This is a genomic window from Methylomicrobium album BG8 (genome assembly GCF_000214275.2).
GTDB classification, from domain to species: Bacteria; Pseudomonadota; Gammaproteobacteria; order Methylococcales; family Methylomonadaceae; genus Methylomicrobium; species Methylomicrobium agile.
In genome coordinates this window covers 336895-362369 of record NZ_CM001475.1, presented here as the reverse complement: position 1 = coordinate 362369, position 25475 = coordinate 336895, and the positions used below count along the sequence as shown (strand labels likewise).

The following is a 25475-nucleotide window of genomic DNA, read 5'->3' as shown; positions in this document are numbered from 1 at the left end:
CGGCGTGTGCACCTGAATCCACACGGGTGCTTCCGCCAGGCCATCCGGGAAAGGAGAAAAAACCGCCCCGCATGCGTGAAGCGCGAACCGAAATTCGACAAATGAGATTTTAAAGAATCTAAATAGTCATTAACCTGCGGTCGCCCGCTCCGGGCGGCCCTCGATTTATGTCTTTGCTTTCCTGACCGAAAGACACTTACTGAGATTATCTAAATGAAAAAACATACCACTACCACTGCAACGCGTTATCTTCTGATTCCGGCCCTAGCCTTCCTGTCCTCGGGCGCCTGGTCCTACGCGAGCGCCGCGACTTACCACGTCCGCAAGGACGGCAGCGACAGTTCTTGCAACGGCTCGGCCAACACCGCGTCGTCCTCCGCGCCGAACTGCGCCTTCTCGACCATTCAAAAAGGCGTCAATGCCGCGCAAGCGGGAGATACCGTAACGGTCCATGCGGGCGATTATTCCGCTGCAGCCATTTCTTCCGTCAGGGCGGGCACATCGTCTGCGCCGATCACGATCCAGGCCGCATCCGGCGAAACCGCCACAATCGGCGCCGTGACCGTCAATAGTGGGCACAATTACTTGACGGTCCAAGACTTCCAGGTCACGGGCTTTCAAGGGCCGGCAGGTCTGTTCAGGCTGAACGCGAATAATACGAAGATCCTGAATAACTATTTCTATTCGAACAAAACCCAGGATTATTACGATGCGATCGGCATCTACATGAACATCAATACCTCGGGCGTATTGATCGACGGCAATACGTTCGACGGCAAGAGCACCCCGAACAAGGTCGGCCCGTCGATCTATATTCCGATTGCCGCGAAAGGCTCGAACCAGAAGATTTCTCATAACATCTTCAAGGACATGGTCGATCCGGAACGCGTGATGGACCTGAACGGCTTTTCCAACTCGACTATTTCCAACAACGAGGTCCGCAATATCACTTACAACGGGGCGAACGGCGCGCACGTCGATATTTTCCAGTACTGGGTCAGCGGCGAACCGACTCAGAACGTGATCATCGAAAACAACTATTTCCACGACCTGCAAAGCCAGATCGGGGATCTGGTCGACTCGACGACCGCGAACAACATCACCTTCCGTAACAACGTATTCGCAAACATGTGGCAGGGCAACAGCGCGATGTTCGGCGGCTCGCCCTACATGAAAATCTACAACAATACGTTCTACCGGGTTGGCAACGGGGTACAGCCGCTCTTGTTCAACTACGCGCCAGGCGCCAATAACGCGGATATCAGGAACAATATTTTCTATAACTGCGGCAACAGCAACAGCATGGGCTGGTACGGCACCAACGGTTCGAACACGATCAAGGATTACAATTTCGTGGCCAACGGCAGCAACGCAGCGAAGTCCGGATTTTCCGAACCGCACGCGGTGAATGGCGGGGATCCGGCGTTCGTGGCGGCCTATTCGAATTGCGTAACCAACGCGTGCGACTTCCACATTAAATCCACTTCCGTCGTGAAGGGTAAAGGAACCCCCATTTCGGGCATCACCACCGACATGAGCGGCGCGTCGCGGTCGTCGGCGCCTTCGATCGGCGCCTACGAAGCGGGCGGCACGGTTTCGGCCTCGCTGAATCCGCCGACGAACCTCAGATACCTTCCCTAAAGTCCGGGCATTTCCCGGCTTCTGAATCGGCAGGCCGATCGGCTCGACCTGCCGACTGCGTTTAGCTTCCGATCCTTTCGTTTCCGGCGTTAGCCGGGCCGGAGGGATCGCTCTCCGGTTCGACCGCGCCTTCCTGCCAACTTCGGGCTGGCCGCTATATCCCGACTCCCTACGCGTCCAGCACGAGCTGGCTATATCCCGCCTCGCCTCCGCGAAACAGAGCGTAAACCTTTTTCACCTTTTCCCGGGGTATGAACAGATAATCGCAAAGGTCCTTGTTGTCCATAGTCCAGTAGGCGGAAGGGAAATTCTGAATTCGCCTGACGTCGACGACAGACTTGTCGTCGGACGACTTGATCAACTGCAGCACGTCATAATTCAATTCGCCTAGAAACTGCATCAGTCGGCGGTTCCGTTCCCGATGCCGCTCGATGTCCGCCTTGCCGTCGGTGAACAGCACTTCGCAGAGAATCTCGGGCCTGAATGCCTGCAAACTGTCTCGCATCCCTTTCAGACATTCAAGCTCGGAACCTTCCGCGTCGATTTTTATAAAATCGATCCGCCCGATGCCGAGGCGATGCCGAATCTCATCGAACCTGAAGCAGAGTGCATGATCGACGTCATAAAACCTTTCGGGGCGCAAATCCGAGTTGATCGTCGCGCAAACGTCGTCCTGGTGGTCTTTGGCACGATACAGCGACAGGCAGTTGGTTTCGTCGTTCAACGCCGCGGGTATGATCTGGCAGTTCCGGAAGGAATTTACCGAAATCAATTCTTTTAGATAAAAAACGCAGGAAATGTTGGGCTCGAAACCGACATACTGCGCGTTCGGGTGCGTGACCCGAAAGTCCAGCAGCGTTTGCCCGATATTGGCGCCGACATCGATGAAGACCCCCTCCTCGGCATCGAACAGGCGTTTGACGATTTCAGTTTTCCAGGTTTTTTTCCAGTAGACATTCGTAAATTTGGTACTGACGCTGAACGGAATGTGGATCTTCGGACAATCGTAATTCAGCGAAATTCCGTTGAATAAAATCAGGATCCGCCTGATGACTTTTGTCTAAAAACGCAGGGCTTTGCAAAAGAGCATATAAGCGTGTCGCATCATAGCATCGCCGGCCAAGCCGCGACCGGACAGCAGCACCAGTTTGAGCAGATATTTCATGTTCGAAGGTTCCAGGGATAGCGCGGCCCGGACGGCGCGGACCGCCTCACTGCCGCGAGCCTCCGTCGCCAGCCGGTTTGCCAAGTGCGACCATTTTGCCGCCAGCCGCTTTCCGGCCGCCGCATAGGCTTGAGGATGGACGCCGGCCGTCCGCTCCCTGATGCGGGCGAACACGGTGATCAGGCTACGCAGGGACTCTTCCCGTTCCTGGCTGATCTGGCCGGGATGGAAGCGCCGGCAAAGAACCGTTTCGGGGGTGTAGCGGAATTTTTTTTTCAGCGAAGCCCGGCTGAACCAGTCCTCATCTTCCCCCATGCACAGGCCCGTATCGAACCACCCGACATCCAGAAAGGCACTTTTTCTACACAGGAGCGTTCCGAGATGCAGATAACAGCCTTCGGCAACGTCCAGGACTGGATCGCTCACGTAACCGGCAGTGTCGCAATGTGGCCAGGTCACGCTTTCGGATTGGCCCAGCAAATGACGATCCTCCGCATTGTCGACAAACCATTCGACGCCTCCGAAGCTGAACACATCTTCGCCGGCGGCCGCCTCCAGCCGGGCTTTCAGTTGCCCGGACACCCAACGATCGTCGCTGTCGAGAAAAGCCAACCATTCGCCGCGGCTTTCCCGGACGCCGTGATTACGCGCGGCGCTGACGCCTTGGTTGTCCTGGTAAACGTAACGGATCTCCTGCTGGTAGGGCTCGAGCAGATGCCGGGTTCCATCCGTCGAGCCGTCGTCGACCACGATCACCTCCAGATCGTCGATTTCCTGGCTCAAAACGCTTTCCACTGCCTCGACAATAAATCGATGCCGATTGAAGGTTGGAATGATTACAGAGATTAGCGGGTGTTTTTCCATGGCACTGTCTTCTTTTATATCTAAAAAATGACTGGCTGAAGCGGTAGATGTCTGTTTTCGCCGGCCGGAACCTCCGGAAATCCTTTCGCCAAAGGATCGGACTCCAGCATGGCGCGCTGCATGTCCCGCGCGGTTTGGGCCAATCGAGCCGCCGCTTCCCGATAGGCCGGATTCGAGAGCAACTCCCCGATTTCCCGGTTGATCCGGCGACTTGTCAGCTTACACTTGAGAACGGTCCGGCCGAAACCCAGGCGTGCCGCAAGGGCACCGTTGTAGGGCTGGTCCCACAGGAACGGGATGCACAGCACAGGCTTGCCGGCCATTACCGCGTCCTGCAGGCTGCCGGCGCCGCCATGCGTCACGAAGCAGCCCACCTTCGAAGACGCCATCAGTTCCGCCTGCGGCACGAACGACTCGATCCGGATGCGCGCCGGCAACGCGTACCCTGCGAGGCACGAGGCCTGTGGCTCGGGCAGCGACCAGAGCACCGGCGCACCGGTCGCGGCAAATCCTTTTGCCAGGACTTTCAGTATCCCGTCCGATAACGCGATCATGGTTCCGAAGCATACATACACGACCCTTCCGTCGGACTGGCGGTCTAGCCATTCATTCAGGCCGGCCGGCAGGGAGGACTCGCCGATCTCGACCGTCGGCGGAAAGAAAAGCTCGCGTTCTGCGGGCAGAGTCCGGCGCAAGGATGCGAAGTCCGGTTCCAGCACGGCGAGGCCGGCGTTCAGGTAAACGGGTTCAACCCCGCCATCCGGACGATTTTTAAAGGCGGCCTCCGTGAGGCGTCCGGTAGCCAGATCAAGGGCGATGCTGCGCCGGCGGCGCCGGGAATGGACGAACGCGCGCCAGTAGCGGAAAAACGTCCTCGCGCCCCAGCCTGCCGTTTCGACCAGTGTCTGCTGCCACGGGGACGTAGCGCCGATCCCGTAGGCCTGGACGAACGGCCGCCTGAATTCCCGGAGCGTGCCTTCGGAACGGTTGAGCAGCAGCGCGGCGCCGCAGGCCTGGGCGAGGCGCTCGTAATAATCGGAAAATATGTGGTTGTCGCAGAGTAGATACCGGGGTTCAAGGCTTTGTAGACTTCCGGCCAGACCGGCCAACTTTTGGCTCGCCGCCGCGCGGAGAGGCGTCCAGTAATAGTCGGAGAGGTCGTAATAATTGGAAAAAGCATTGTAAAAAATCGATTTTCCGGCCAGTCTGACGAAAACGGCAGCGTCAGGCTCGAACTCCGCGCCGCCCGGATCGTAATAATCGAATCCAAACGCCCGCGCCGCGGTTTCGAACCTGCGCGGCAGAAAGCAAGCGACCCGGCAGGCGCCCCGGCGGCTTAGCCATCGGGCCAAACGGAGCAGGGGCAAGACGTGGCCTGCATCCGGCAGTAAGCAAACCACCGCAAGGATTGCTCCCGACGTACCTGAAGGATACTGCATCTGGAGGTTCATGCCGTCTTCCCGAACCATTGCCAAACAGTCACTACAGCATCGCGCGCATGGAAGCGACGGCCCGGCGCCATACCGCGGCCAGCAGGGAATAACGCCGCAACGCGGATTTAAAGCGGTGCCATCCCGCCCAAATCCCATCCGCCAGCCTGTCCCAGGGTCTCCTGCCGAACCGGGTCCGGTTGCGGAACCCGTCGTAAAAATCGGCGTTCAGGTTCGGAATCCGGGCATTCCAGGGTTTGACCTTAGTCACGAAGTGCACGATGCCCGGCCGTTGGTGCGGAGCCATCGCCGCCAGGCTTTTTTCGACGTGGCTGTGGAAATTCCAGCGCGAATCCAGTTTTTTCCAACGGCCGTCGCAGACGACGTTCAACGCGTCCTGGTCCGAATACGGCGTGTCCGGGTGCGCGGCCAGATAGGCCATCGCCTTGGCTGCTATGTCCTCCTCGCGCCAGCGGCCAAGGTCGATCAGCAATACGCCGGCGTTGAAATAATTGCTGACGCGCGGCACCGCGGCAAATAGCGGTTCTCCGCGTTTCAGACAGGCGTCCAGGTAATCGGTCACGGCTCCGAGCAGGGCGCCATTCAGTTCCATCCGGCACAGCGGCGCGATGTCGTCGAGCACCAGAATGTCGGCATCCAGGTAAAGCACCTTCGAAACGGTCTCCGGAAACACGTCCGGAATCAGGAAGCGCGCGAAGGTGATCCTGGAAATATGCGCGATCGTCGAGAATTCCCTGAACGGCTTCATGTCCACCTCGATCCAGCGGATTGACGCGGAGCCTGCCGGCAGCGAGTCGAGAATCTTATTCCGGGTCTTTTCGGTAATGCCGTCGGAGAAGATATGAAAGTCGAAAGGCGCATTTACGGGGCCCGCTTCGATAATCGATCTCAGCGTCGTCGCCAGCGGCATCGCGTATCTTTCATCGCTCGCCAATACGATCGGCAGCATCGTGTTTTTCGGACTCATCCGGTTTTCACTCCTGAAAATTAGACGGTTTTTCCTTCAATCTCGGCTAAAGCCTTTTCCTCAAGACAGCATGCATGGCGCGCCGAGTCAGTCGATTAAGCCACCGGGCCGTGTTACCTCGATGCCGGCATGTTCTGCCGCCAACGGGCTAAGCCTGGCAAACCCTACAGGCTCTCTTTTATATATTCCGCAAAGAAAATCCCTTTTGGAACCCTTTCTCACGCACGCCTTAAGCACTGCCTGAGCGATCTTGCCGGCTTCCCCAGCATAGCGATCACAAACAAGCGCCAGAATATCCATCGAGACGGACTCCTTAGAACGGCGCGCCAAGCAAACCGGCGCGCCGTTTCATAATCCCCGACATACTTCGCCACAAACGCTTTATGGGAGAAAACAGCGCTTTCAAAATCGCTCTCAACAAAAGTACCACTCGTATGTACATCGGCAACGGCATCCCATTGGCTTAAGCCGGCATTTTCCCTTGTACATTCGGAAACGGGAATCGGTCTTGGGTTGTGTTCTAAAGCGCCAGTGACTTTATACAGTTCTGCCAGTCGTTTCTGCCAGTTTTCGCCGACATGGTCGGCCAGAATCCTGTCCCGCAAAACCTTGCCTCTGGCATGACGCAAGCTCGGATTTCGAATCAGCTCTGCAGCGTTAGAAATATATTCCTGCTCGTTCTTGGGATTAGGCAAGATGTCCAAAAGCGAATCATCATTAGCGACCAGGAGCGGAAATAATGGAGCATAAGCCGGCACAATAGGCAAACCGGCCAAACCTGCCTCAAGAAGCGCCGTTTGAGATCCGTAGGGAAAGGACTCCAAATAAATATCGGCAGCGGCCAGATACAAGGAAGGATCTTTCGCACTCCCCATAAAATGCAGGCGATTATGCGGCGCACAGCGCAAGTAGGGCTTTATTCCATCGGGCGTTTCGCCGATCACATATAGATGAGCATCGGGATCGTGATCTAGAATTTGGCCGGCTGTCGCTACGAAGTCATACCTTCCACAAGGCCGGTATTTCAAAGCCCTGCCCACGCTTAATAGTACGACCTGGTTTTTTTCAATCCCCAGTTTTTGCCGGGCTTTATCCCGCGAAACATTTGCATGCCGATCCCGTAAAGGAATGGGGATCACCGCCGTGCGAGCGGCAAATCTTCTTCTAGAAGAATGCTTCGCCCCGGCCAATCTCAAATTAACCACGATATCCGCGACTGTGCTGCCCAACCAGAATAAATGGTCGGCGTGATCGATGAGCGCGACCGGCGGGCATTGATCAGTCGCAAAAGCCACTACAGGCAAGACGTCAGGGCAGATTACATGCCAGAGGACCAAATCAGCTTCTTGCTTTGCAAGCTGTCTTAGCGAATTCGCTCTGCTCATGAAGCTGGAATTCACGGGAATTACGGTCAATTTGCCCCCTTGTTTCGCGACCGCCTCAGTCAATCGGTCTGGGAGGCTTCCCCTATGATTAAGCAAAACAATCGAGTGGCATGAAGCCGGATCATTCTGCATCCAATGATACAGAAAGGGCATATGCCCACCAAAGGCGACCACAGAAACTACATGCAGGATCTGTCGGCGGCTATCCACACGCCTATTCGGTGTTTGGTTAATATCGGCTTCAACGCCAATACTCTCCAGCCTTTGCCCGATTTCAAGCGCCACATTCTCGATAGCCCCGTCCGCGAATCTTCCTGTAAAAAACCTTTCCGCAACATGCGCAGCCTGGCTTATTCCATTTAATATCGCCTCGGCGTCCTTTTCTACATCTTTTGCATGAAGCATTTTTAAAATGCGCTTATAGACATCATTGTTGGCCAATAGAAAAGACTCATTGGCTGTTTGCGAAATTTTTCTGGATACTTTCCGCAGAAGTAACGGGCTCATCTTGATCTCTTGCCTCCTTATCTATTCCGCCGATGGGGAAAACTTTCTTATAACACTCATCTCATAAACCCGTTTTGCGGACGCAATTGACAATTCTCTGACTCGCCAGCAATCTGCTAAAAACGAAAGAGATGGCAATAAATAATCCCTTATTAAAATAATATATGGATTGCATTCAAACTTCCAAATCAACATTTAACTTTGAATAAAACCCGTCACCTGTCTTTGGAATTCAGTATACATATATTGAAGATTCATTAATATATTCATTAAAGGCTATTAGAATGATATCTAATGGATATGTACCCTATTTATTCTTTAAATTCTATCTGGAGACGAATAGGTTTAATAGTGAACTCCCGTATCCGGAAGCCTGATAACATGTTGAATATAATTACCCATGCAAAATTAATCCGGGAGTCTTCCAGCGGTAAAGACGATATTGGCCGCAGTTAAGGAATCGGGTAAGAGAGAGACCAGTCCTGTCCATGAGCGGGTTGAGGAAAAACCGCTGTAACTTACTGCCTGCATGTTGAAGCCGCTTTTTTTTAGCCAGGCTTTCAGCATAAGCGCGCTCGGCCGATGCATTCCCATTTTTCTGAAGCTGCCGTTTAATTGGGTCCATTTATTGCTTTTGGCCCTGAGACGACCGATGATCCTTCTGTTCAGGTTGAGATTAGGGACCGCGCCTACCATAACCCCGTCCGGGCCGAGATACGCGCTTAATTTTTGTAGGACTTCGACAGGATCGGGCAAATGTTGAAGGACATCGGATAAAAGGATCGCATCGAATGTATTCCCCTCCAGCCGCCGGAACGCCTCGGCAAAATCCGGCGGCAGCACGGTCACGCCACGCGCCTCGGCCAGCCTGCCGATCACCGCGTCGAGCGGAATTGCGGTCACGCGTTTGCCTTGCGCCACCAGTTGTTCCTCGGTTTTTCCCCAGCCGCAGCCGATTGACAGAATCTCATACGCGGCGGACGGAACCCTCAAGGCCAGATCATTCCGGCAAGGCTCGTAATAGAGCTTGTCCCAGGCGGATGTATCCAGGGGTTTTTCAGCGGCGAACAGTTCCGCGGCGGAACGCTCGTTCCGCAGCACCTCCAGTAGTGCGTCGATCTGCAGCCGGTATTCGTCTTCGTCGAGCCCGACCCGGTCCAGGTAGGCGTTGGACAGGTGGTGCAATTCGAATTCCGCCAGATGCGACAGGCAGATCACGCGCGTAAAACCGCAACGGGTATAGGGATCGGTTCCTGCGGAACAGATCAGATCGTAGCGACCGCTGTGCGGTTCGACCAGGAACCCGCCGGACCGGATCGCCTGACGTAACTGCGACCGGGTCAGCATATAACAGGCCGAATGCAAGTTGGACAGCCGCACGTAGACATACTCGCCCGCCTGCCGCACCGAATCGGGCAGCCAGTGGTACGGTCCATGGATATCGGTGTAGTTCTTGCTGCCGTCGGGATAAAGCTCGTAGCGGACGAATCCGGGCAGCAGCCCCTCGCCCAGCGCTTCGGAGGCGCCCAAATAAGCACGTAGGTTCTCTTCCCGGATCAGGGTATCGTCTTCGGTGTAGATGAACAGGTCGTAGTCCTCGGCATGGTCGGCAAAGAGCCGCTTGTGCGCAAAGGGTAGCGACCACGGATCCGGGGACGGCAGCCCGACCAGCACGTTGACCTCTTTACCGTAATCCTTCGGCGCTTCGGACAGCACGAAAATATCCACGTCGAAGGGCATTGCCTGGTATTCCCGAATCAGTCTTGCGGCGTATTTGGCGTTTTTGGTGCCGTAATTGGCGATCGCGACCATGATCTTCATAGTGGTTTCATCCTTCTATCAATATTGTTTTTCCGGAAGGGAGCCGGCCGTCGCTTCGCGTTCTACCCGATAGCGGAATTGGGGGTAAACCGCGCGGATTGGGACGGCCGTTCGAGCCTCGGCCGGCGTGCTTCGAGCATGGGCGACGCAGACGATCGCCCCTTCCAGCCAGAACCAGACCAGCACGGTCTGGTCGAAATAATTGGCCGAAATAAAGGACAGGCAATGCGCGAAAAACGACACGCCCATCGCCCAAACCAGGAACTGGTCCGGCGACACGGCCGGAAACGCGCTGAGGCGGCGGCCAAGCGCGCGGAAACAGGCGACGATGATCGCCAGGAATAGGCCGAGTTTCAGGATGCCGCCTTTCACGCCTTCCATGATGTAATGGTTGGTGATGTCCATCATGTTCGGGTCAGCCGGCGTCACCTCGCCGGCGGGTCCCCAGTGCGCGGTGAACGTGGTGCCGAACAACCACCATTCGTCGAAATGCCCGATCGCCTGGTCGATCAGCCAGGCGCGATGCCAGCCGGTTCCGCCGGTGATTTCGCTCATCCGGGCCAGCAGGTACCAGACCGGAGCTTTCATCACCATCGCCAGGCCGATGATCGCCGCCAGGGAGCCCCAGCGCAGCCAGGGCATCGCTTTCCTGAAACGCCACAACGCCAGCCCGGCCAGGCAGGACAGAAAGGCCAGAAGGCCGCCGCTGGAATGCGCGGTGCCGATGATCGCCAGCGAAGAAACCATCGCCAGCGCCGCCAGTTTGCGACTCCTGCGGTCGTACCACCAGAGGGCCGCGAACAGCGGGAATTGCGTGGCGCCGAACACCCCCGCCAGGATCGGGTGACGAAAGGCCCCCTGGCAACGCAAATGCCCGTCGCGCATCGCGGTGATTTCGGACACGCCGCCGAATACCGCCAGAAGGTTGTGCGAAGTCCGGTTCTCCACCAGCATGAAGGCCGCGATCGGCAGGGTGATATAGGCCAGGGCGCGCACGCTCGCCACTACATCGTCGAACTCCGCGAGCACGCAACGGGCGAAAAAATAGCAGCCTAGCGCGTTATAGGCATCGCCCAAACGGTTGATCAGCAACTGCGTCGAAGGCTTCGACAGGGAGCCCATCACGACCGTGGCGCCGATCCAGCCAACGAACAGCCTGTCTATACCGGTCCAGTTAAGCCGTGCGAATTCGCCTCGCGCCACGACGCGCAAAAGTCCGCACAGCAGCAGAATCCGGAATAAATGGAAATGCAGTCCCATGACCACGATCTGCTGCCCCATCGGCATCAGCCCTATCATGATCAGCACCGGCGAAAACGCCTGGCGTCGGGGCAGTACCCAAATCAGAGAAGCCAGCGTCAGCAGCAAGCCGAGGGCCAAGGGATTGAGGCTTGAGGGGTCCTGTATCTTATCTTCCATAGTCCATTACCCGCTGTAAACCAACACCGGCGCCAGGCCGTCCCAGACACCGCCTGACCGGCTCAGGCCGAAGGCCATGCCCAGCGACGCAGCTTCGAAAGCTGTTCCTTTCTCAAGAACTCGACTTTCTCGCGGGCAATGACCGGTTTTCTTCGGGTCAGATGCCACCAGAGATAGCCGCCAAAACGGACGAGGCTGCCGAACAGGACCGGCGAATTGCTTATGCGCCGGCAGCACTTCATGAATTCGAACGCGGGATGGGAACCGAAAGAAGCATCCATCAGCCCTTCACGGAACTTGCCCCGCCAGATGCCGCCCACGCTCGAGGTCGGCCGGTAATGCAGCATACGCAGGTCCGGCCGCGTGAAAATCTCCCAACCCTGGCTTTTGGCGTCGAGTTGCGCCAGCCAGTCCGAGCCGCCGTAAGGCAGCGGCGTATAGCCGCCTATTTCTTCGAAACAGGCGCGGCGGAACATGGCGCTGCCTGTCGTCGAATCCTTCGAATTACTCTTCCGGCACGCCCACACGCCGCCCGCGCGTTCGTAAATAAAGCCGCTCGCCACCCCGATGCGAGGGTTGCGCGCGAATTCGCCCAGCAGCGATTCGTAGTAATACGGCTGTTCCGGCGCCAAGTCACCATCCTGCACGGCGATATAATCGAACGCAAGCGCCTTGGCCAGTTCGTAGGCCGCCTGCAACGCCTTGTACTGCGAGCCGAAACTACGCCCGCCCCGAGAATCGGCCGAATGGAGCTGGATGAAAGGGTATTGCGCGGCATACTGGCCAACGATTCTGGCGGTGTCGTCGCTCGACCCGTCGTCGATGATGATCCAGGCGTGCGGCAGTATCGATTGCCGCAGAATAGAACGAATGCCTTCGGCGATATAGTCCGCTTCGTCTTTTGCCGCGGTAAGTAGTACGTATCGATTGTCCATTTCCAAATGCCTGCTTCGGTTGAATTGATCAACTGCCGGTCTCGGCGGGCGAGCCGCGGAAACTGTCGGCGTTTCTTTGTGGGAAGAGCTCCTTCATGCGTGCTCGGCCTTGCCCGAAACGATCCATTTCAGGCAAGCCCAGCTTCGTTTCATCTTGTATTTTCCCGACTGCGTAGCCGGATCGAGTAGCATCACGCAGGCGTAGCCGGCCAGCCGCAATGCCATGTGCAGGCACGAGATCAACAAGTAGGCCGCCACCGCCGGAGGCGAATGATGTTTGCGCCAGTATTGCAGGTCCGCCTTTTGCCGTTCGATGTAAAAGCGGACCGGTGCGTTTGACGAACTGGCGCCGCCGTAATGGATGGCCTTCGCCTCCGGGTAAAACACCACTTTCCAGCCGTGTTTCCAGAAACGCTTGCACCAGTCCATATCCTCCCCATAAATGAAGAAGGCTTCGTCAAGCAGCCCAACCCGATCCAGTGCCGGCCTCCGAACCAGCCAGAAGCAGCCGGAAAGGATGTCCACCGGGCGAAGACTGTCCTGCGACCAATAAGCCATTGAATAACCGCTGAACAGCCTGACGCTTCGAAACAGCGTATCCAGGGCCAATGCCCGGCAGAACATGTTCCAAACGCCTGGAAAGCCTCGGCAGGAGCGCTGCATGCGGCCGTCGCCGCCGATGATGAACGGCCCCGCCATTCCGACTTCGGGATGCGCTTCGACATAGTCCACGAGCCGTGTCAGACAGTCCGGCAACACCTCGACGTCCGAATTGATGAAAGCGAGGTACTGCCCGCGACTGGCTACGACGCCGATATTGTTCGCTTTCGCAAACCCCAGGTTATCGGCATTGCGGATCAATCTAACGTGTGGAAATTCGGCGGCTACGCACTCGGCCGAGCCGTCGGACGAGGCATTGTCCACCACGATGATTTCCATCGGATAGCTGCACATACCGCCCGCCAACGACTTCAGGCACTTTTTGAGATAGTCGCGGGCATTCCAGCTCACGATGATGACCGACACGGTCGGGAGGGGAGTTTTGTCGTTCATGGTCGGATTCTTTATTGCTCACAAATAATGATGGGTTTTCGGCACGCCCTGCCGCATGCGATAACTTTCCGGTTATCGCGACGCTCCTGTCTCAAAACGCGAATTAACGGGCCGAGATAACGACCCTTAGGCGCACACGCGGCCTCTTTGCCGAATCAGCGAACGTCCAGGTCCAGCCTGATGTTGCGGGATTAATTTTAACTGGCTTTAAGGAATGCGAAACCAGTAAAAAAGGGTAACGAAGCGGTAAATAATAGATAGCGGCGCTATCGATTCCGCAGTTTAGGTTGACGTATCGGCAGGTCTATCCGGCATTTTTGAAGTCGACGATTTGATCCTACGGTAACAGCCCGGGAATTCCGATAAGACGTCGAACGGGCCGGGACAACGACCGGTTCTCTTCCGCCGTGCAACTTTATTCTGAAAAACGAACCTAACTGGTTCAGCGTAGCAGAAACCGATTCCCCCCAGCCTGTAAGGGAATCCGTATCGGTATGCTTTTCAGCACAGAAAGGAAGCGCCCTCATGTCGAAGCCCTTACCCATCGTTTTACGTTGCGGCGACGCGCTGCAGCCCAAAGTCCGCTACGTCTTTGATACCCTGCTCATGGCGCACGGAATACCCGTGGCCTATTACGACACCCCGCCGGTGGAAGGCCCGTGGATCCTGTACGGAGACGCCATTGAAGCGTCCCGGCTACCCGATGGCTGCCTGGCCGTCGCCTATTGTCCGAATGCCTGGCGACTCTTCGAAGGCACCGATGATGTCGATGCGGCAGACCCGAACGACGGTCTGCCACTGGTCTTTCCGCAGCGCGCCGCCAACCTTGAGATGCCGCACATTCCGTTCGACCTCGCCGCCAACGCGTTCTATTTTTTGAGCTCCTGGACGGAACGCCGCACGCGAAAGGCGGAGCAGACGCGCCGCCTGTATCCGGACAGCGCGTTCGCCCGGCTGGAAATTCCCCAAGACATCGTCGACCGCTACCTAGAAACGCTGGATGGCTCGCTGCAGCAGGTTTGCGAACGGCTGGGCCGCATCGACTGGCGGCGTTCCGTCTGGCCCAAAGGAGCCAGCTATGCGCTAGTGCTGTCGCACGACGTCGATTTCGTCCCATACGGCTTTTGGGACATCGCGAAACAGGGTGCGAAAACCGTGCTGCGCCACCTGGTCCGCCAGCGCGACCCCAAAGACGCAGTGCTCGCTGCCAAAGGCCTGGGGCTTGCGCTGCTGCATCGGCAAGACCCCTATGGCTGTGTGCCGGAGATCATCGCGCGGGAAAAAAAGTTGCGCGTGCGTTCATCGTTCCAGGTCGCGGTCGCCCGCCGGCATCCCGTAGACGTGAATTACCGGATCGAGGACGATCCGATCCGCGACTATCTGCGCACAATACTGGAAGCCGGCTTCGATCTTTGCCTGCACGGCAGCTACCGCTCGACCGAGCATCCCGACCGGTATCTTGAAGAGGCGGCACTCTTGACGCGGCGCCTTGCAAGGCCTTTGGGTTCGCGCCAGCATTTCCTGTCCTTCGACTACGACACGCTCTTCACGGCGCAGGAGAGAGCCGGTATTCTGTACGACATGTCGATGGGTTTTCCGGATCGCAGCGGGCCGCGAACCGGATTTTCGCATCCCTATTTTCCCTATTGCCTGCCCGAGGACCGGCCTTACAATGTGCTGCAGATCGGTCTGTTCCTAATGGACGTAACCTTGCGCAGCTATCAAGGGCTGAAAGGGGAGGCCGCCTGGCGGGCAATACGGCATACTTTGGACGGCTTGCAACGGAAGGGGGGCTGCGCCTCCGCGGTCTGGCATCCGATCGTGTTCGGCGGCGCCCGCGATCCGGGCTACGACCGGCTGTACTGGGACATGATCCGCTATACGCACGAAACCGGCGGCCTAGCCACGGACGGCCGGACCGTAAACGAATTCTGGCGCCGCCGCGCGCAAGCCTACGCCAGCTTTAACCGGACGTTCCGACCGCCCGTCCCCCACCTTGACGCCGCATCCGCGATTCCACAGGGAGGTTGACCGATGGCTACGATTTTCATGGCCGCCTATACCAATTACCGCCGCGATCCCAGAGTCAGGCGCGAGGCAGAAGCGCTCGCCGAGGCGGGCCACCGCGTCGTGTTCCTGAGCCGCCGCCAGCCCGGCGAGCCCGATGCGGAAACGATCGCGGGCGTGGAAGTAATCAAGGCGCCAGGTCTCAAAGAGAAGTGCGATTCTTTCGGCGAATACCTGGCCGACTACCTACTGTTTTTTGCGATCACTTTTCTCCACTTGCTCTGCCATCCGCGCCGCTACCGGCTGATCCACATCAACAACATGCCGGACTTCCTGGTATTTGCAGCCTGCGTGCCGCGCCTTCTCGGCGTGCCGGTGATTCACGATGTGCACGACCTGATGCCGGAGCTGTTCCTCGAAAAATTCTCCGCCGACGAAACGCACTGGGGCATCCACGCTCTAAAGCTGCAGGAACACTGGGCCGGGCGCTTCGCCTCGGCGGTTCTCACGGTCGAGGACCGACTGAAAACGATCCTTTCGGAACGCGGCATCCCGAAGCGAAAAATCCATGTGTTGATGAACCTGCCCGACGATCGGATCTTTGCCGCGCAAGAGCCGCCGCCACCGAAACCCGACGGCGCGCCGTTCGTGATGGTGTACCACGGCACGCTAGCGCGCCGGCTCGGGATAGATATCGCGATCGAAGCGGCTGCGAAGATCCGGGAGCATATCCCCGTAATGGAACTCAGGATCATCGGCGCGGGTGAGGAGCGGGAACGCTTGATCGCACTTTCCGAGCGGCTGGGTTTGCAGGCGATCGTAACGTTCAGCACAGGCTACGTACCAGTGGAAACAATCCCCGGACTGATCCGCGACGCGGATGCCGGGATCGTGCCGTTGCGCGCCTGCAGCGGTACCGACATCATGCTGCCAACCAAGCTGCTCGAATACGTGACGCTGGGAATTCCTTCCATTGTGCCGAAGACGCGGACGATCGGTCGCTATTTCGACGCCGACATGGTGCAGTTTTTCGAAGCCGGGGACAGCGACTCGCTGGCCGCGGCAATGGTCGAGTTGTACCACGATCCGGCCCGGCGAACCGCCCTGTCCGTGAATGCGGCCGAGCGGTTCGGCAAGCTATATCATTGGAGCCGGCATAAGGACGTGTACCTGAACCTGGTCCGGACCTTAATCGCCGATCAGGCTGGGTAACGGCCGATTGGCTCGGCGCGCGTGCCGGCCGATGCCCAAGTAATGGAGGCCGGCGGCCTCGCAGGCGTCCGGCAACCAGAAATTGCGGCCGTCCAGTACAACTTCGACTCCCGCTTCGCGCCAGGCCCTGAAGTTGGGATTCGCGAACTGCTGGTGCGCCGTGCACAGCACAACCACGCCGGCCGCTTCGGAGACGCCGGGCTCGAATCCGGCCCGGCGCAGTTCGCCGTCGGTGTAATAAGGATCTTCAATGGTCACCTGGGCGCCTATCCGCTCCAGCTCATCGCGTAGCGCGTAAGCCGGGCTGAAGGTATCCACCTTCACCCCCGGCCGGAAGCCGAGGCCCAGGATGTGCGCCTTTTCGCCTTTCAAAGGCCGCCAAACCGCCTCAATCCGCTTCAACTGGCGGGCGGGCTGGTTATCGTTGATTTCGCGCGCGGTTTCGGACAGCAGTTGCGGCAGCCCCAGCCGCCGCGCCTCGCGGGTCAGAAAATACGGATAGACCGGCACGCAATGCCCGCCGACACCGATGCCGGGTATCAACAGATTCGCTTCGCCGTCGGTATTGGCCGCGACCCGGACCCGTTCGAAATCGACGCCGGCCCGTTCGCAATACGCCGCCAGCTCGTTCGAAAAGGCGATATTCACATCGCGGTACAGCATGCCCAAGAGCTTGGTCATTTCCGCCGCTTCCAGCGTGCCCACGTCATCGACCGGTGCGCCGAGATACTGTCGGTAAAAGGCGGCCGCTTTAGCGCAAGAAACCGGGTCGAGGCCGCCGACGACTTTCGGAGTGTTTTCAAGCCGGTCCAGCACCAAGTTGGCCTTGACCCGTTCGGGGCTGTAGGCGACGAAAAACGCCTCGCCCGCCTTCAGGCCGCTGTACTTCTCCAACAGCGGAGTCAGGTTGCGGCGAGTGCCGCCGACCGCGACCGTGGTTTCGTAAATCACCAGCGTATTCGGCCTGAGGCCCTTGCCGATTTGAATGGACACCTGCTGCAGGATGCTAAAATCGATGTCCCGCTCCGGCGTCAAATGCGCCGGCACAATCACCACGACCACGTCGGCAACGGATACCGCGATCATCGCATTGGTGCAGGCGCTCAACCGTCTCGTATTGTGCAGATGCCGCATCAGCTCGGGCAGGCCGGGCTCCTCGTAGGGGCATTCGCCGCGGTCGATTTTGTCCGCCAGCTCCGTATTGATGTCGCACACCGTCACCGATGCGCCGTGCTTACCGAAAACGCATGCCAGCGGAAGGCCCATGCGGCCTCCGCCTACCACTGTAACTTTCATGTTGGGATCTCCCTATACAATAAAAATGGGTTTTGTCCAAATGGCCGGCGCCTCTACGCCCGGCCGTGCGCATTGCGCGCAGTCAGCCGTATTGATGGGTCGGCAGCGGCTGCCGCGACTTGTTCAGCACCAGGCCCAGAAGATTCGTGTCCTCCAGGATATACATGGCATGCTGCAGCTCGTCGGGAGTATTCCTGCCATCCTCCACGACCAGGAGTGCCGCGTCGACATGCGGCATGAACAGCAGCGCCTCATCTGCAGCGAACAGCGAAGGCAGGTCGAAGATCACAATCCCGGAGGAGTAGCGCAACTTGATCTCACGTATCAAAACCTGCATGCGCCGGGAGGAAATTAGTTCGGACGCGTTGCTATCCGACTCCCGGCCCGGCAGCACCTGTAGGCGTTCGATGCCCGAATTCATAGAAGCTTCGTACAGGGACAGGTTTCCGTTCAGGCAATCGATCAGCCCGACGTCGAACGAGAGGCCGAGCGAGCGCCCGACGTTCGGGCATTTGAGGGCCGCGTCGACGAGCAGAACGTTCTGGCCTTCTTCCATCGCCATCGCGATGGCGAGATTGATGGACACGAAGGTTTTACCCGCGCCGGGTGTCGCGCTGGTCACTACAAAACTGTTCCAGCGGTTCTGCCGGAGCTGTCGCAATACGTTCGTCCTGAGCACACGGAAGATGTCCGCCCTGGGATCGTGGGCGGTTCCCATGATTACCCGGTTATTGAGCAACACGTCCGCCTCGGCGTTTTCGTGGGTGATTCCGGGGTAGCGAACCGTCTCGAAAGACAGATCGACAGCGTTTTTGATCATAGATAAACTCTCCAGAAAAAAGGGAGGCGATGCATTGTTACCTCAGCCCGAAAAAGGCTAGCCCAGCGACCACGAGGGCCACCGCGCCGAAGCCGAAGGCGGTCCGGACCATAAACTTGCGGATCCGGCACTGCCTGGCGAACTGCACGGTCAGCTCGGCGGGCGACTCGATGTAAGGAAGCACGACGAGCGGCATCAGTCCGGTAATTTCACGCACCGCGCGGTAACCGCGCACGCCCGGCGCCAACAGTTCAATCAGGAAGGCGACGCCGAGGCCCGCGATTAGGCCGAAGCAGAAGCCACCGATCGCGACCTTTCTGCGAATCGCCTTTTCCGGATGGTTCGGAATCACTGGCGGTTCGATCATCGTCAGTGTCTGACCCTGCTGCTGCTCTTCCAGGGTCTGGGCCAGTTTCGCGTCGAGCCGTTTCTCCTTGAGCTGGTTGTATTTCTTAATGATGTTGTCGCGCGTCCGCAGCATGTCGGTATAAACCATCTCGATTTGCGGCGCCTTCAACAGGATCTCGTGCAGGTTTTCGATCTTGGTTTTCAAGTATGACTGCTTCTGGACCAGCGCGTCGAGATCGTTCTGGCTGGCTTTGTACTGCGCCTCGACGCTACGGAAATACGGACTGCCCGACGAAGATCCCATGCCAACCACGCTGTTGCGCGCATTCGCTCGGAGACTTTTCAGCCGGCTTTCCAGCATAGTCACCTGTTTCCGGCGCGCCGCAACGTCAGGGTGGCCGTCGCCGTAGGTTTCCTTGAGAGTTTTCAGTTCGGCTTTGGCCTGATCGAGCTGACTGCGGATGCCCTGCTCCAAAGCCTCGCCTTCGAATGACGGATCGAGCGCCCGAATTTCGCGCTTCAGGCGTAGCAAAGAGGGATGATTCGGCGAATAGATACTCGAATAGCGGAGGTATTTCGCCCGCAGCATCCGCAGGGCCTCGGCCTTGGTTTTCGGCACGGCATTCTCCGACGCCATCGGGTCATCGTCCTGTGTTCTCGCCAGTTCCGCGTTCAAAAAGATCAGCCGGTCCTTAGTCGTGCGAATCTGGGCTTCGGTATCACGGAGTTCGCCCTCGGCCCGGTCGATCGCCGCCTGGTTGCCTTCCATCTGCTCGGGCAGGCTGAAGTTATGTTCTTCCTTGTATTTGGCGATTTTGATATCGACTTCCTGGAGTTCACGGTTGAGTTTTTCCACTTCCTCGGTCAGAAAATCGGTGGCCTTGCTGGCCCTTTGCGTTCGCGCCCGGTCGTTCTGCTCGATGAACAAGGCAGCCAGCTTGCTAGCGATTTCCTGCGCGATGACGGGTTCGGCATGGCTGAACGAAATAGCAAAGGCGATCTCGGCCATTTGTGAATGCGCCTGCGGCGCGATCGACAAGGTGGTCAGCTCGACGTTGGTGCTGCTCTTGAACATTTCCGCCAGCTCGAACGGTGTCATGCTATCCCAGAACTCGTCGTAGAGATCGTTCTGTTCGATGATCGCCAGCACCTTGTCCGTGGACAGCACGCGTTGATAAATCGACTGGATTTGCTCTTCGCCATATTGGGAAACCGGCGCGTCGATATATTTCGGCGGTATCGGGGTTTCTATCAGCAGCGTCGCCGTCGAACGGTAAATTTTGGGCAAGTTATAGGCCACGATGACGGTAATCAAAGTCACCAGCAGCCAGGTCACGCCAATGTGAGCCTTGCGCCGCCTGACGATATCGAGGTAATCGGCCAGGGTTTTAGTGTAGGGTTCCATAGTGCTGACAATAAGGTCTCATTCGTTCAATGTGACGACGCGCAACGCGTCCTGAAGCGACTCGGCGACCCGGTCCTGCTGCTCGAAGGTCATCTCCGGAAACAACGGCAGAATGACGGTCCGGTCCTGCGCTTCCTCGCTGTGGCGCAGACACCGGCAAACTTCCTCCGTACAAGACCGGTTCCGAATCCTGCCGGCGCAGGACCAGGTATCGGGCGGGTAGGCGGGTTCCCGGTGCGCGCACATGACGCCCCGGCGGGTCGCGATGCCTTCGTCCAGCATCGCCTGCATGACCCACCGCTGATCCGAGTCTTCGGGCAGGCGGACGCTGAAGCTTTGCCAGGTACTGCGCGCCCAGTCCGGCTCCGTCGGCAGGCCGAGCCCCGGCACCTTGGCGAGCAGGGTCCGGTAGCGCGCCGCCAGCTCGCGGCGTTTCCGGACGATGTCCGGGAGGCGCTTGAGCTGTTCTCTGCCCACCGCGGCCTGGATGTCGGTCATCCGGAAATTGAAGCCGACGATCGGGTAGGATTCGAAGATCACCCGGCTCGCGCCGTGGCGCACCGTATCCGGAACGCTCATGCCGTGCTGTCTGAGCAGCCTGAATTTGGCATCCCATTCCGGATTGGCGGTCGTGAGCATGCCGCCGTCGCCGGTGCTGATCACTTTGCGCGGATGGAACGAAAAACAGGCGATGTCGCCCTGCGGCCTGCCGATCTTTTCCCAATGCCCCTGCCAGAGGATCTCGCTGCCGATCGCGCAGGCGGCGTCCTCCACGACGGCCAGCCCATAGCGGCGGGCGATTTCGCAGACAGCCGCCAGATCGCAGGGCATCCCGATCTGGTGCACGCATAAAATCGCGCGGGTGCGCCCGGTCACGGCGCTTTCGATCAGCACCGGGTCGATATTGAAGGTCGCGGGATCGATATCGACGAATACCGGCCTGGCGCCGCAATAGCGGATCGAGTTGGCGGTCGCGATATAGGAATGGCTGACCGTGATCACTTCGTCGCCGGGCCGTACGCCGGCCGCCAGCAGCGCCAGATGCAGGGCCGTGGTGCAACTGGACACCGCGCAGGCATAAGGCGCGCCTACATACGCCGCAAACTCCTTTTCGAACGCCGCCACTTCCGGCCCCTGGCTGGTCCAGCCGCTCGCGATCACGCGCCGCGCCGCCTCCGCCTCGTTTTCGCCCAACATCGGTTTGGTAATGGGAATCATACTTCCGCCTCCACTTTCTTGTTCATGCGCCACCATTCGACCAGTTGCGCGAGCCCTTCTTCCAGACCGATCCGGGCTTTGAAACCCAGCAGTCTTTCGGCCTTGGTGGTATCGGCCAGCCGCCGCGAAACCGGATTCACCGTCCGCTCCGGGCCGTATTCCGGCCGCAGCCCGGAGCCCATCACCTTCAGCAGCGCCGCGGCCAGCTCGTTCAAGCTGGTTTCGCGGCCGCTGGCGACATTGAACACCTCGTCGCTCAACTCCGCTTGCAGGGCCAGAATATTGGAGCGCGCGACGTCTTCGATATAGACGAAATCCATCGTCTGCGCGCCGCTGCCGAGAATCAGCGGCGGCCGGCCGTCCGCGATCCGCTCCATCCACCGGATCAACACCTCGGTATATTTCCCGTGCATGTCCATGCGCGGGCCGTAGACGTTGAAATAACGCAACATCACGTAGGGCAGTCCGTACATGTCGTTGAACGACCGCAACAGCCCCTCCAGCATCATCTTGCTGGCGCCGTACCAGGTGCGGTTGTTGTAGGCATGGTGGTCTTCGCGCGTGGGAAAGCTCTCGGCCAGGCCATAGACCGACGCCGAAGAAGCCGCGACGACTTTCTTGACGCCGGCATCCTGCGCGGCTTCCACGACATTGAAGCTGCCGTTGCACATGACTTCCATCGCCTCGCGCGGCTGGCCCGCGCAGGCGGTGATGCGCAGGGCCGCCAAATGAACCACCGCATCCATCCCCTGCATGGCTTTATGGACGGCATCCCTGTTCCGGATGTCTTCCTGGATCAGTTGCACGCGGGGGTCTTTTAACGCGTTTTCGACATTGGCCGGCGTACCGCGGCTTAAATTATCGAAAATGACGATCCGTGCCGGCGAGCAGTCCCGCAGCAACAGATCCACGGTCGTCGAGCCGATCAGCCCGCAGCCGCCCGTGACCAATATGTTTGCATTTTTGATTTTCATGAATGAGGTTACCTTGTCTTCAGCATTGTATAAGTTCAGTTTGAAGCGTTCCGAACCGAAGCGCACGGATGGACCGGCAGTTCAGGCCACGGCTTTTTTCGTATTTCCCGTGCGGGATTCCCCGCTACCGTGGCATGGGCCTCGACGCTGCCGATCACGTTGCTGCCGAGCCCCACCAAGGCCCCGTTCCGGATACGTATGCCGTTCATCAGACTGGTGCCGCTGCCGATATAGCAGTTTTCCTCGACGACAGTATTGCCTGCGATCGTCACGTTGGAGCCGATCAGGCTCCAGTCGCCTATCGCAACGTCATGGTGGATTACCGTGTTCGGCAGAATACAGATATGCGAGCCGATCGCGGCGTTGCTGGTCACCACCACGCCCGCCATGATCAGTACGTTGACGCCGAGCGAAGCGAGGGGAGACACCCTGGCGGCCGGATGGATCACGGTGGCGAAGCGCTCCTCCGCAAGCCCCAGTCCCCGGATAATATCCTTGCGGGCGCGATAGGAACGGGGGCTGCCGGGTACGGCCAACACCCGGGCATCGGAGAACCGGTCGAACGCCTCCCGGCCGAAAACCGGATACCCGTTCGGATCGATCCCCCGCTTACCGGGCGTATCGTCGACGAAACCGATCAATAGATAGGCGTCGCCGAGACAATCCAGGGCCTCCAGGCTGTTGCCGTTATAAGGAAAAATCAACAGCGGCTGCGCTTCTTTCATGGCATCGTCTCCTTGGGTCACGCGTCTTCTATATCCGGCTGTTTTGCGAGCAAAGCGACCGCCTCGCCGACTTCTTCGCACTGCGCGCGGGTCAGCTCGGGAAACATCGGCAGGGAAAGCACTTCGCCGGCCGCCTGCTCGGCATGGGGAAAATCGCCCGGCGCATAGCCCAGATCGGCATAGGCAGGCAAGAGATGCACCGGAATCGGATAGTGGATGCCGGTATGGATGCCCTTGGCTTGAAGCGCCTCTTGCCAGGCACTGCGTTGGGGCGTGCGGATCGCGTAGATATGGTAGACATGCCGGGCATAGGCCATCGCTTCCGGGGTGGCTACGCCGCTGCCGGCGAGCAGTTCATCGTAATGGGCGGCGTCCACCCGGCGGGCTTCGGTCCAGACTTCCAGATACCGCAGCTTGACCCGAAGGACGGCCCCCTGAAGCCCCTCAAGCCGATAGTTGTAGCCTTTCAGCACATGCCGGTATTTCTGTTCCGCGCCCCAGTCGCGCAGCATCCGGATCGTGCGGGTGTAATCCGGATCGTCGGTCACCACCATGCCGCCCTCGCCATAGGCGCCCAGGTTCTTGCCCGGATAAAAACTGAAGCAGCCCATGTCGCCCAGGCTGCCTACGCGGCGCCCCTTGTATTCGGCCCCGTGCGCCTGCGCGGCGTCTTCGATCACCACGAGCCCCCGGCGCCCGGCGATCTCCAGGATCGGATCCATATCCGCCGGCTGGCCGTACAGATGCACCGGAATAATCGCCTTGGTGCGTTCGGTGATCGCAGCCTCGATCCCTCGCACGTCCATTGTGAAGGTGCGGGGATCGATATCGACGAACACGGGACGGGCGCCGGTATAGTGAATCGCCGCGACCGTCGCCACAAAGGTAAACGGTACGGTAATCACTTCGTCGCCGGGACCGATGCCGGCCGCGAGCAAAGCAAGATGCAGCGCGCTGGTGCCGGTATTGACCCCGATGCCGTAGCGGGCCTGGCAATAAGCGGCGAACTCTTCCTCGAACGCGGCGACTTCCTGTCCCAGGGTGAACTGGCTGGTTTCCAGAATACCCTGGATTGCGGCGTTGACTTCATCCTTGATGCCCAGGTATTGGGCTTTCAGATCGACGAAAGGAATCATGCCACTCTCCTGCCTTGAAACATGAACTTGCCGTTCACTTCGACGGACCGCCCGCGATCGTTCATCGACCGGGTAGCCGCCTCGATCAGCTCGACCACGCGCATGCCCAGAAAGCCGTCGGTCAGCGGCGTTTTGCCGGTCTCTATGCAATCGGCGAAATGTTCCCCTTCGACGCGCAGCGCCTCCGTCGCGTCCAGCCGAGGCGCCCACATGTCGCCGCTGCGGTAGCCGACCCGCATTTCATAGATCCGCTGCGGATCGTCGGTCAGGCTGATGCCCTTGTCGTAAACCTTGATTTTTTCGCTCGACTCCAGGTCGTCGTAGACGATCATCTTTTTGCTGCCGCCGACGAAGATCTGCCGCATCTTTACCGGCGCCAGCCAGTTCACGTTCACATGCGCGATGATGCCGGAGCCGTAAAACAAAGTCAGGTAGGACAGGTTTTCCGGGGTTCCGCGAAAATGGTTGGTGCCGACCGCGGACACCGCGACCGGCTGTTCGTCCAGCAGATAATCCAGGATGGAGAAATCGTGCACGGCCAGATCCGAAATCACGCTGACGTCGCGCTGGAATAGGCCGAGATTGATCCGTGTCGAGTCGTAATAAAGCATGTCGCCGAAATCGTCGCCCTTGACCAGTTCCGCCATTCTGCGGACCGCGCCGGTGTAGATAAACGTATGGTCGACGAGCAAAACGCGCTCCCGCTTCTCGGCTTCCTCGACCAGCTTGCGCGCCTGCAACGCCGTCTCGGCCAGAGGCTTTTCGATCCAGACGTGCTTGCCGGCTTTCAAGGCGGCCATGCCCAGTTCGAAATGCGTGCTGACCGGCGTCGCCACCGCGACCGCATCGATGGAGCGGTCCTCGATCAATTCCTGAAAGCGCGTGGTGGTTGCCACGCCCGGATACCGTTTTTTCACGATATCGAGCTTTTTCTGATCGATATCCGCCACACTCGCCACCGCAAGGCCTGGGGTTTCGGCAAAATTCCTTACCAGATTGGGCCCCCAATAACCATATCCGATAACACCTATTCTAATCATGGTCGTACTCCTTTATTTTTGATCCAAAAATCCCATTGTTTCGCAGCGGCCGCATCGCCTCTGTCTTGCCCGGCGCAACCGGCATA

The 25475-nt window shown here is 58.5% G+C and carries 21 protein-coding genes; 4 read left to right on the top strand and 17 right to left on the bottom strand.

From position 1 onward, the window contains the following. Positions 1-213 precede the first annotated feature (213 nt). Complete coding sequence (locus METAL_RS01655; RefSeq protein WP_005368993.1) at positions 214-1641, top strand: chondroitinase-B domain-containing protein; 1428 nt, start codon at positions 214-216, stop codon at positions 1639-1641. A gap of 169 nt (positions 1642-1810) precedes the next feature. On the opposite strand, the gene METAL_RS01650 is transcribed toward METAL_RS01655, so the two are convergent. After that, the gene (locus tag METAL_RS01650; protein WP_245549506.1) at positions 1811-2494 is read right to left on the bottom strand and encodes an FkbM family methyltransferase; all 684 of its coding nucleotides are present in this window, start codon (positions 2492-2494) and stop codon (positions 1811-1813) included. Here METAL_RS01650 and METAL_RS21370 point away from each other — a divergent pair. Further along, the gene (locus METAL_RS21370) at positions 2474-2674 is read left to right on the top strand and encodes a hypothetical protein (protein ID WP_031430531.1); all 201 of its coding nucleotides are present in this window, start codon (positions 2474-2476) and stop codon (positions 2672-2674) included. The genes METAL_RS01650 and METAL_RS21370 overlap by 21 nt on opposite strands. A 27-nt stretch (positions 2675-2701) precedes the next feature. Here METAL_RS21370 and METAL_RS19710 read toward each other — a convergent pair whose 3' ends face one another. The 8 genes from METAL_RS19710 to METAL_RS01605 form a co-directional block, all read right to left on the bottom strand. Then, positions 2702-3670 (bottom strand): glycosyltransferase family 2 protein, encoded by a 969-nt coding sequence (locus tag METAL_RS19710; protein WP_005368991.1) that lies wholly within the window; start codon positions 3668-3670, stop codon positions 2702-2704. Between the two features lie 20 nt (positions 3671-3690). Further along, the gene (locus METAL_RS01635; RefSeq protein ID WP_169740951.1) at positions 3691-5037 is read right to left on the bottom strand and encodes a glycosyltransferase; all 1347 of its coding nucleotides are present in this window, start codon (positions 5035-5037) and stop codon (positions 3691-3693) included. 115 nt (positions 5038-5152) lie between these two features. Next, entirely contained in the window at positions 5153-6088 is a 936-nt protein-coding gene (locus tag METAL_RS01630; protein ID WP_005368986.1) for a glycosyltransferase family 8 protein, read from the bottom strand. Between the two features lie 218 nt (positions 6089-6306). Then, the gene (locus METAL_RS01625; protein ID WP_005368984.1) at positions 6307-7980 is read right to left on the bottom strand and encodes a glycosyltransferase; all 1674 of its coding nucleotides are present in this window, start codon (positions 7978-7980) and stop codon (positions 6307-6309) included. 408 nt (positions 7981-8388) lie between these two features. Beyond that, positions 8389-9801, bottom strand: a complete 1413-nt coding sequence (locus METAL_RS01620) for a class I SAM-dependent methyltransferase (RefSeq protein ID WP_005368979.1) — start codon at positions 9799-9801, stop codon at positions 8389-8391. Positions 9802-9819: 18 nt separating this feature from the next. Beyond that, on the bottom strand, positions 9820-11220 hold the full coding sequence (locus METAL_RS01615) for an O-antigen ligase family protein (protein ID WP_005368977.1): 1401 nt from the start codon (positions 11218-11220) through the stop codon (positions 9820-9822). Positions 11221-11282: 62 nt separating this feature from the next. Then, positions 11283-12155, bottom strand: coding sequence for a glycosyltransferase family 2 protein (locus METAL_RS01610; RefSeq protein ID WP_005368975.1), 873 nt, complete (start codon positions 12153-12155; stop codon positions 11283-11285). Between the two features lie 93 nt (positions 12156-12248). Further along, positions 12249-13208: a glycosyltransferase family 2 protein gene (locus METAL_RS01605; RefSeq protein ID WP_005368974.1), complete on the bottom strand. Its 960-nt coding sequence runs from the start codon at positions 13206-13208 to the stop codon at positions 12249-12251. Positions 13209-13733: 525 nt separating this feature from the next. Here METAL_RS01605 and METAL_RS01600 point away from each other — a divergent pair. Both METAL_RS01600 and METAL_RS01595 read left to right on the top strand, forming a co-directional pair. Beyond that, complete coding sequence (locus METAL_RS01600; protein ID WP_005368972.1) at positions 13734-15239, top strand: polysaccharide deacetylase family protein; 1506 nt, start codon at positions 13734-13736, stop codon at positions 15237-15239. Between the two features lie 3 nt (positions 15240-15242). Beyond that, on the top strand, positions 15243-16427 hold the full coding sequence (locus METAL_RS01595; RefSeq protein ID WP_005368969.1) for a glycosyltransferase family 4 protein: 1185 nt from the start codon (positions 15243-15245) through the stop codon (positions 16425-16427). Here METAL_RS01595 and METAL_RS01590 read toward each other — a convergent pair. The 8 genes from METAL_RS01590 to METAL_RS01555 form a co-directional block, all read right to left on the bottom strand. Next, complete coding sequence (locus METAL_RS01590; RefSeq protein ID WP_005368967.1) at positions 16404-17723, bottom strand: nucleotide sugar dehydrogenase; 1320 nt, start codon at positions 17721-17723, stop codon at positions 16404-16406. The two genes, METAL_RS01595 and METAL_RS01590, sit on opposite strands and share 24 nt — an antisense overlap. An 82-nt stretch (positions 17724-17805) precedes the next feature. Continuing rightward, the gene (locus METAL_RS01585; protein ID WP_005368966.1) at positions 17806-18543 is read right to left on the bottom strand and encodes a CpsD/CapB family tyrosine-protein kinase; all 738 of its coding nucleotides are present in this window, start codon (positions 18541-18543) and stop codon (positions 17806-17808) included. A gap of 37 nt (positions 18544-18580) precedes the next feature. Continuing rightward, a complete protein-coding gene (locus tag METAL_RS01580; RefSeq protein ID WP_005368963.1) occupies positions 18581-20296 on the bottom strand; it encodes a GumC family protein in 1716 nt (571 codons plus the stop codon). A gap of 18 nt (positions 20297-20314) precedes the next feature. Continuing rightward, on the bottom strand, positions 20315-21514 hold the full coding sequence (locus METAL_RS01575) for a DegT/DnrJ/EryC1/StrS family aminotransferase (RefSeq protein ID WP_005368961.1): 1200 nt from the start codon (positions 21512-21514) through the stop codon (positions 20315-20317). After that, the gene (locus tag METAL_RS01570; protein WP_005368958.1) at positions 21511-22488 is read right to left on the bottom strand and encodes an NAD-dependent epimerase/dehydratase family protein; all 978 of its coding nucleotides are present in this window, start codon (positions 22486-22488) and stop codon (positions 21511-21513) included. The genes METAL_RS01575 and METAL_RS01570 overlap by 4 nt, the downstream gene beginning before the upstream one ends. A 35-nt stretch (positions 22489-22523) precedes the next feature. After that, positions 22524-23213 carry an LbetaH domain-containing protein gene (locus tag METAL_RS01565; RefSeq protein WP_005368956.1) on the bottom strand — a complete coding sequence of 230 codons (690 nt, stop codon included), beginning with the start codon at positions 23211-23213 and terminating at the stop codon, positions 22524-22526. A gap of 17 nt (positions 23214-23230) precedes the next feature. Continuing rightward, positions 23231-24349: a DegT/DnrJ/EryC1/StrS family aminotransferase gene (locus METAL_RS01560; RefSeq protein WP_005368954.1), complete on the bottom strand. Its 1119-nt coding sequence runs from the start codon at positions 24347-24349 to the stop codon at positions 23231-23233. Beyond that, positions 24346-25389 (bottom strand): Gfo/Idh/MocA family protein, encoded by a 1044-nt coding sequence (locus METAL_RS01555; protein ID WP_005368952.1) that lies wholly within the window; start codon positions 25387-25389, stop codon positions 24346-24348. The genes METAL_RS01560 and METAL_RS01555 overlap by 4 nt, the downstream gene beginning before the upstream one ends. Between the last annotated feature and the right edge of the window lie 86 nt (positions 25390-25475).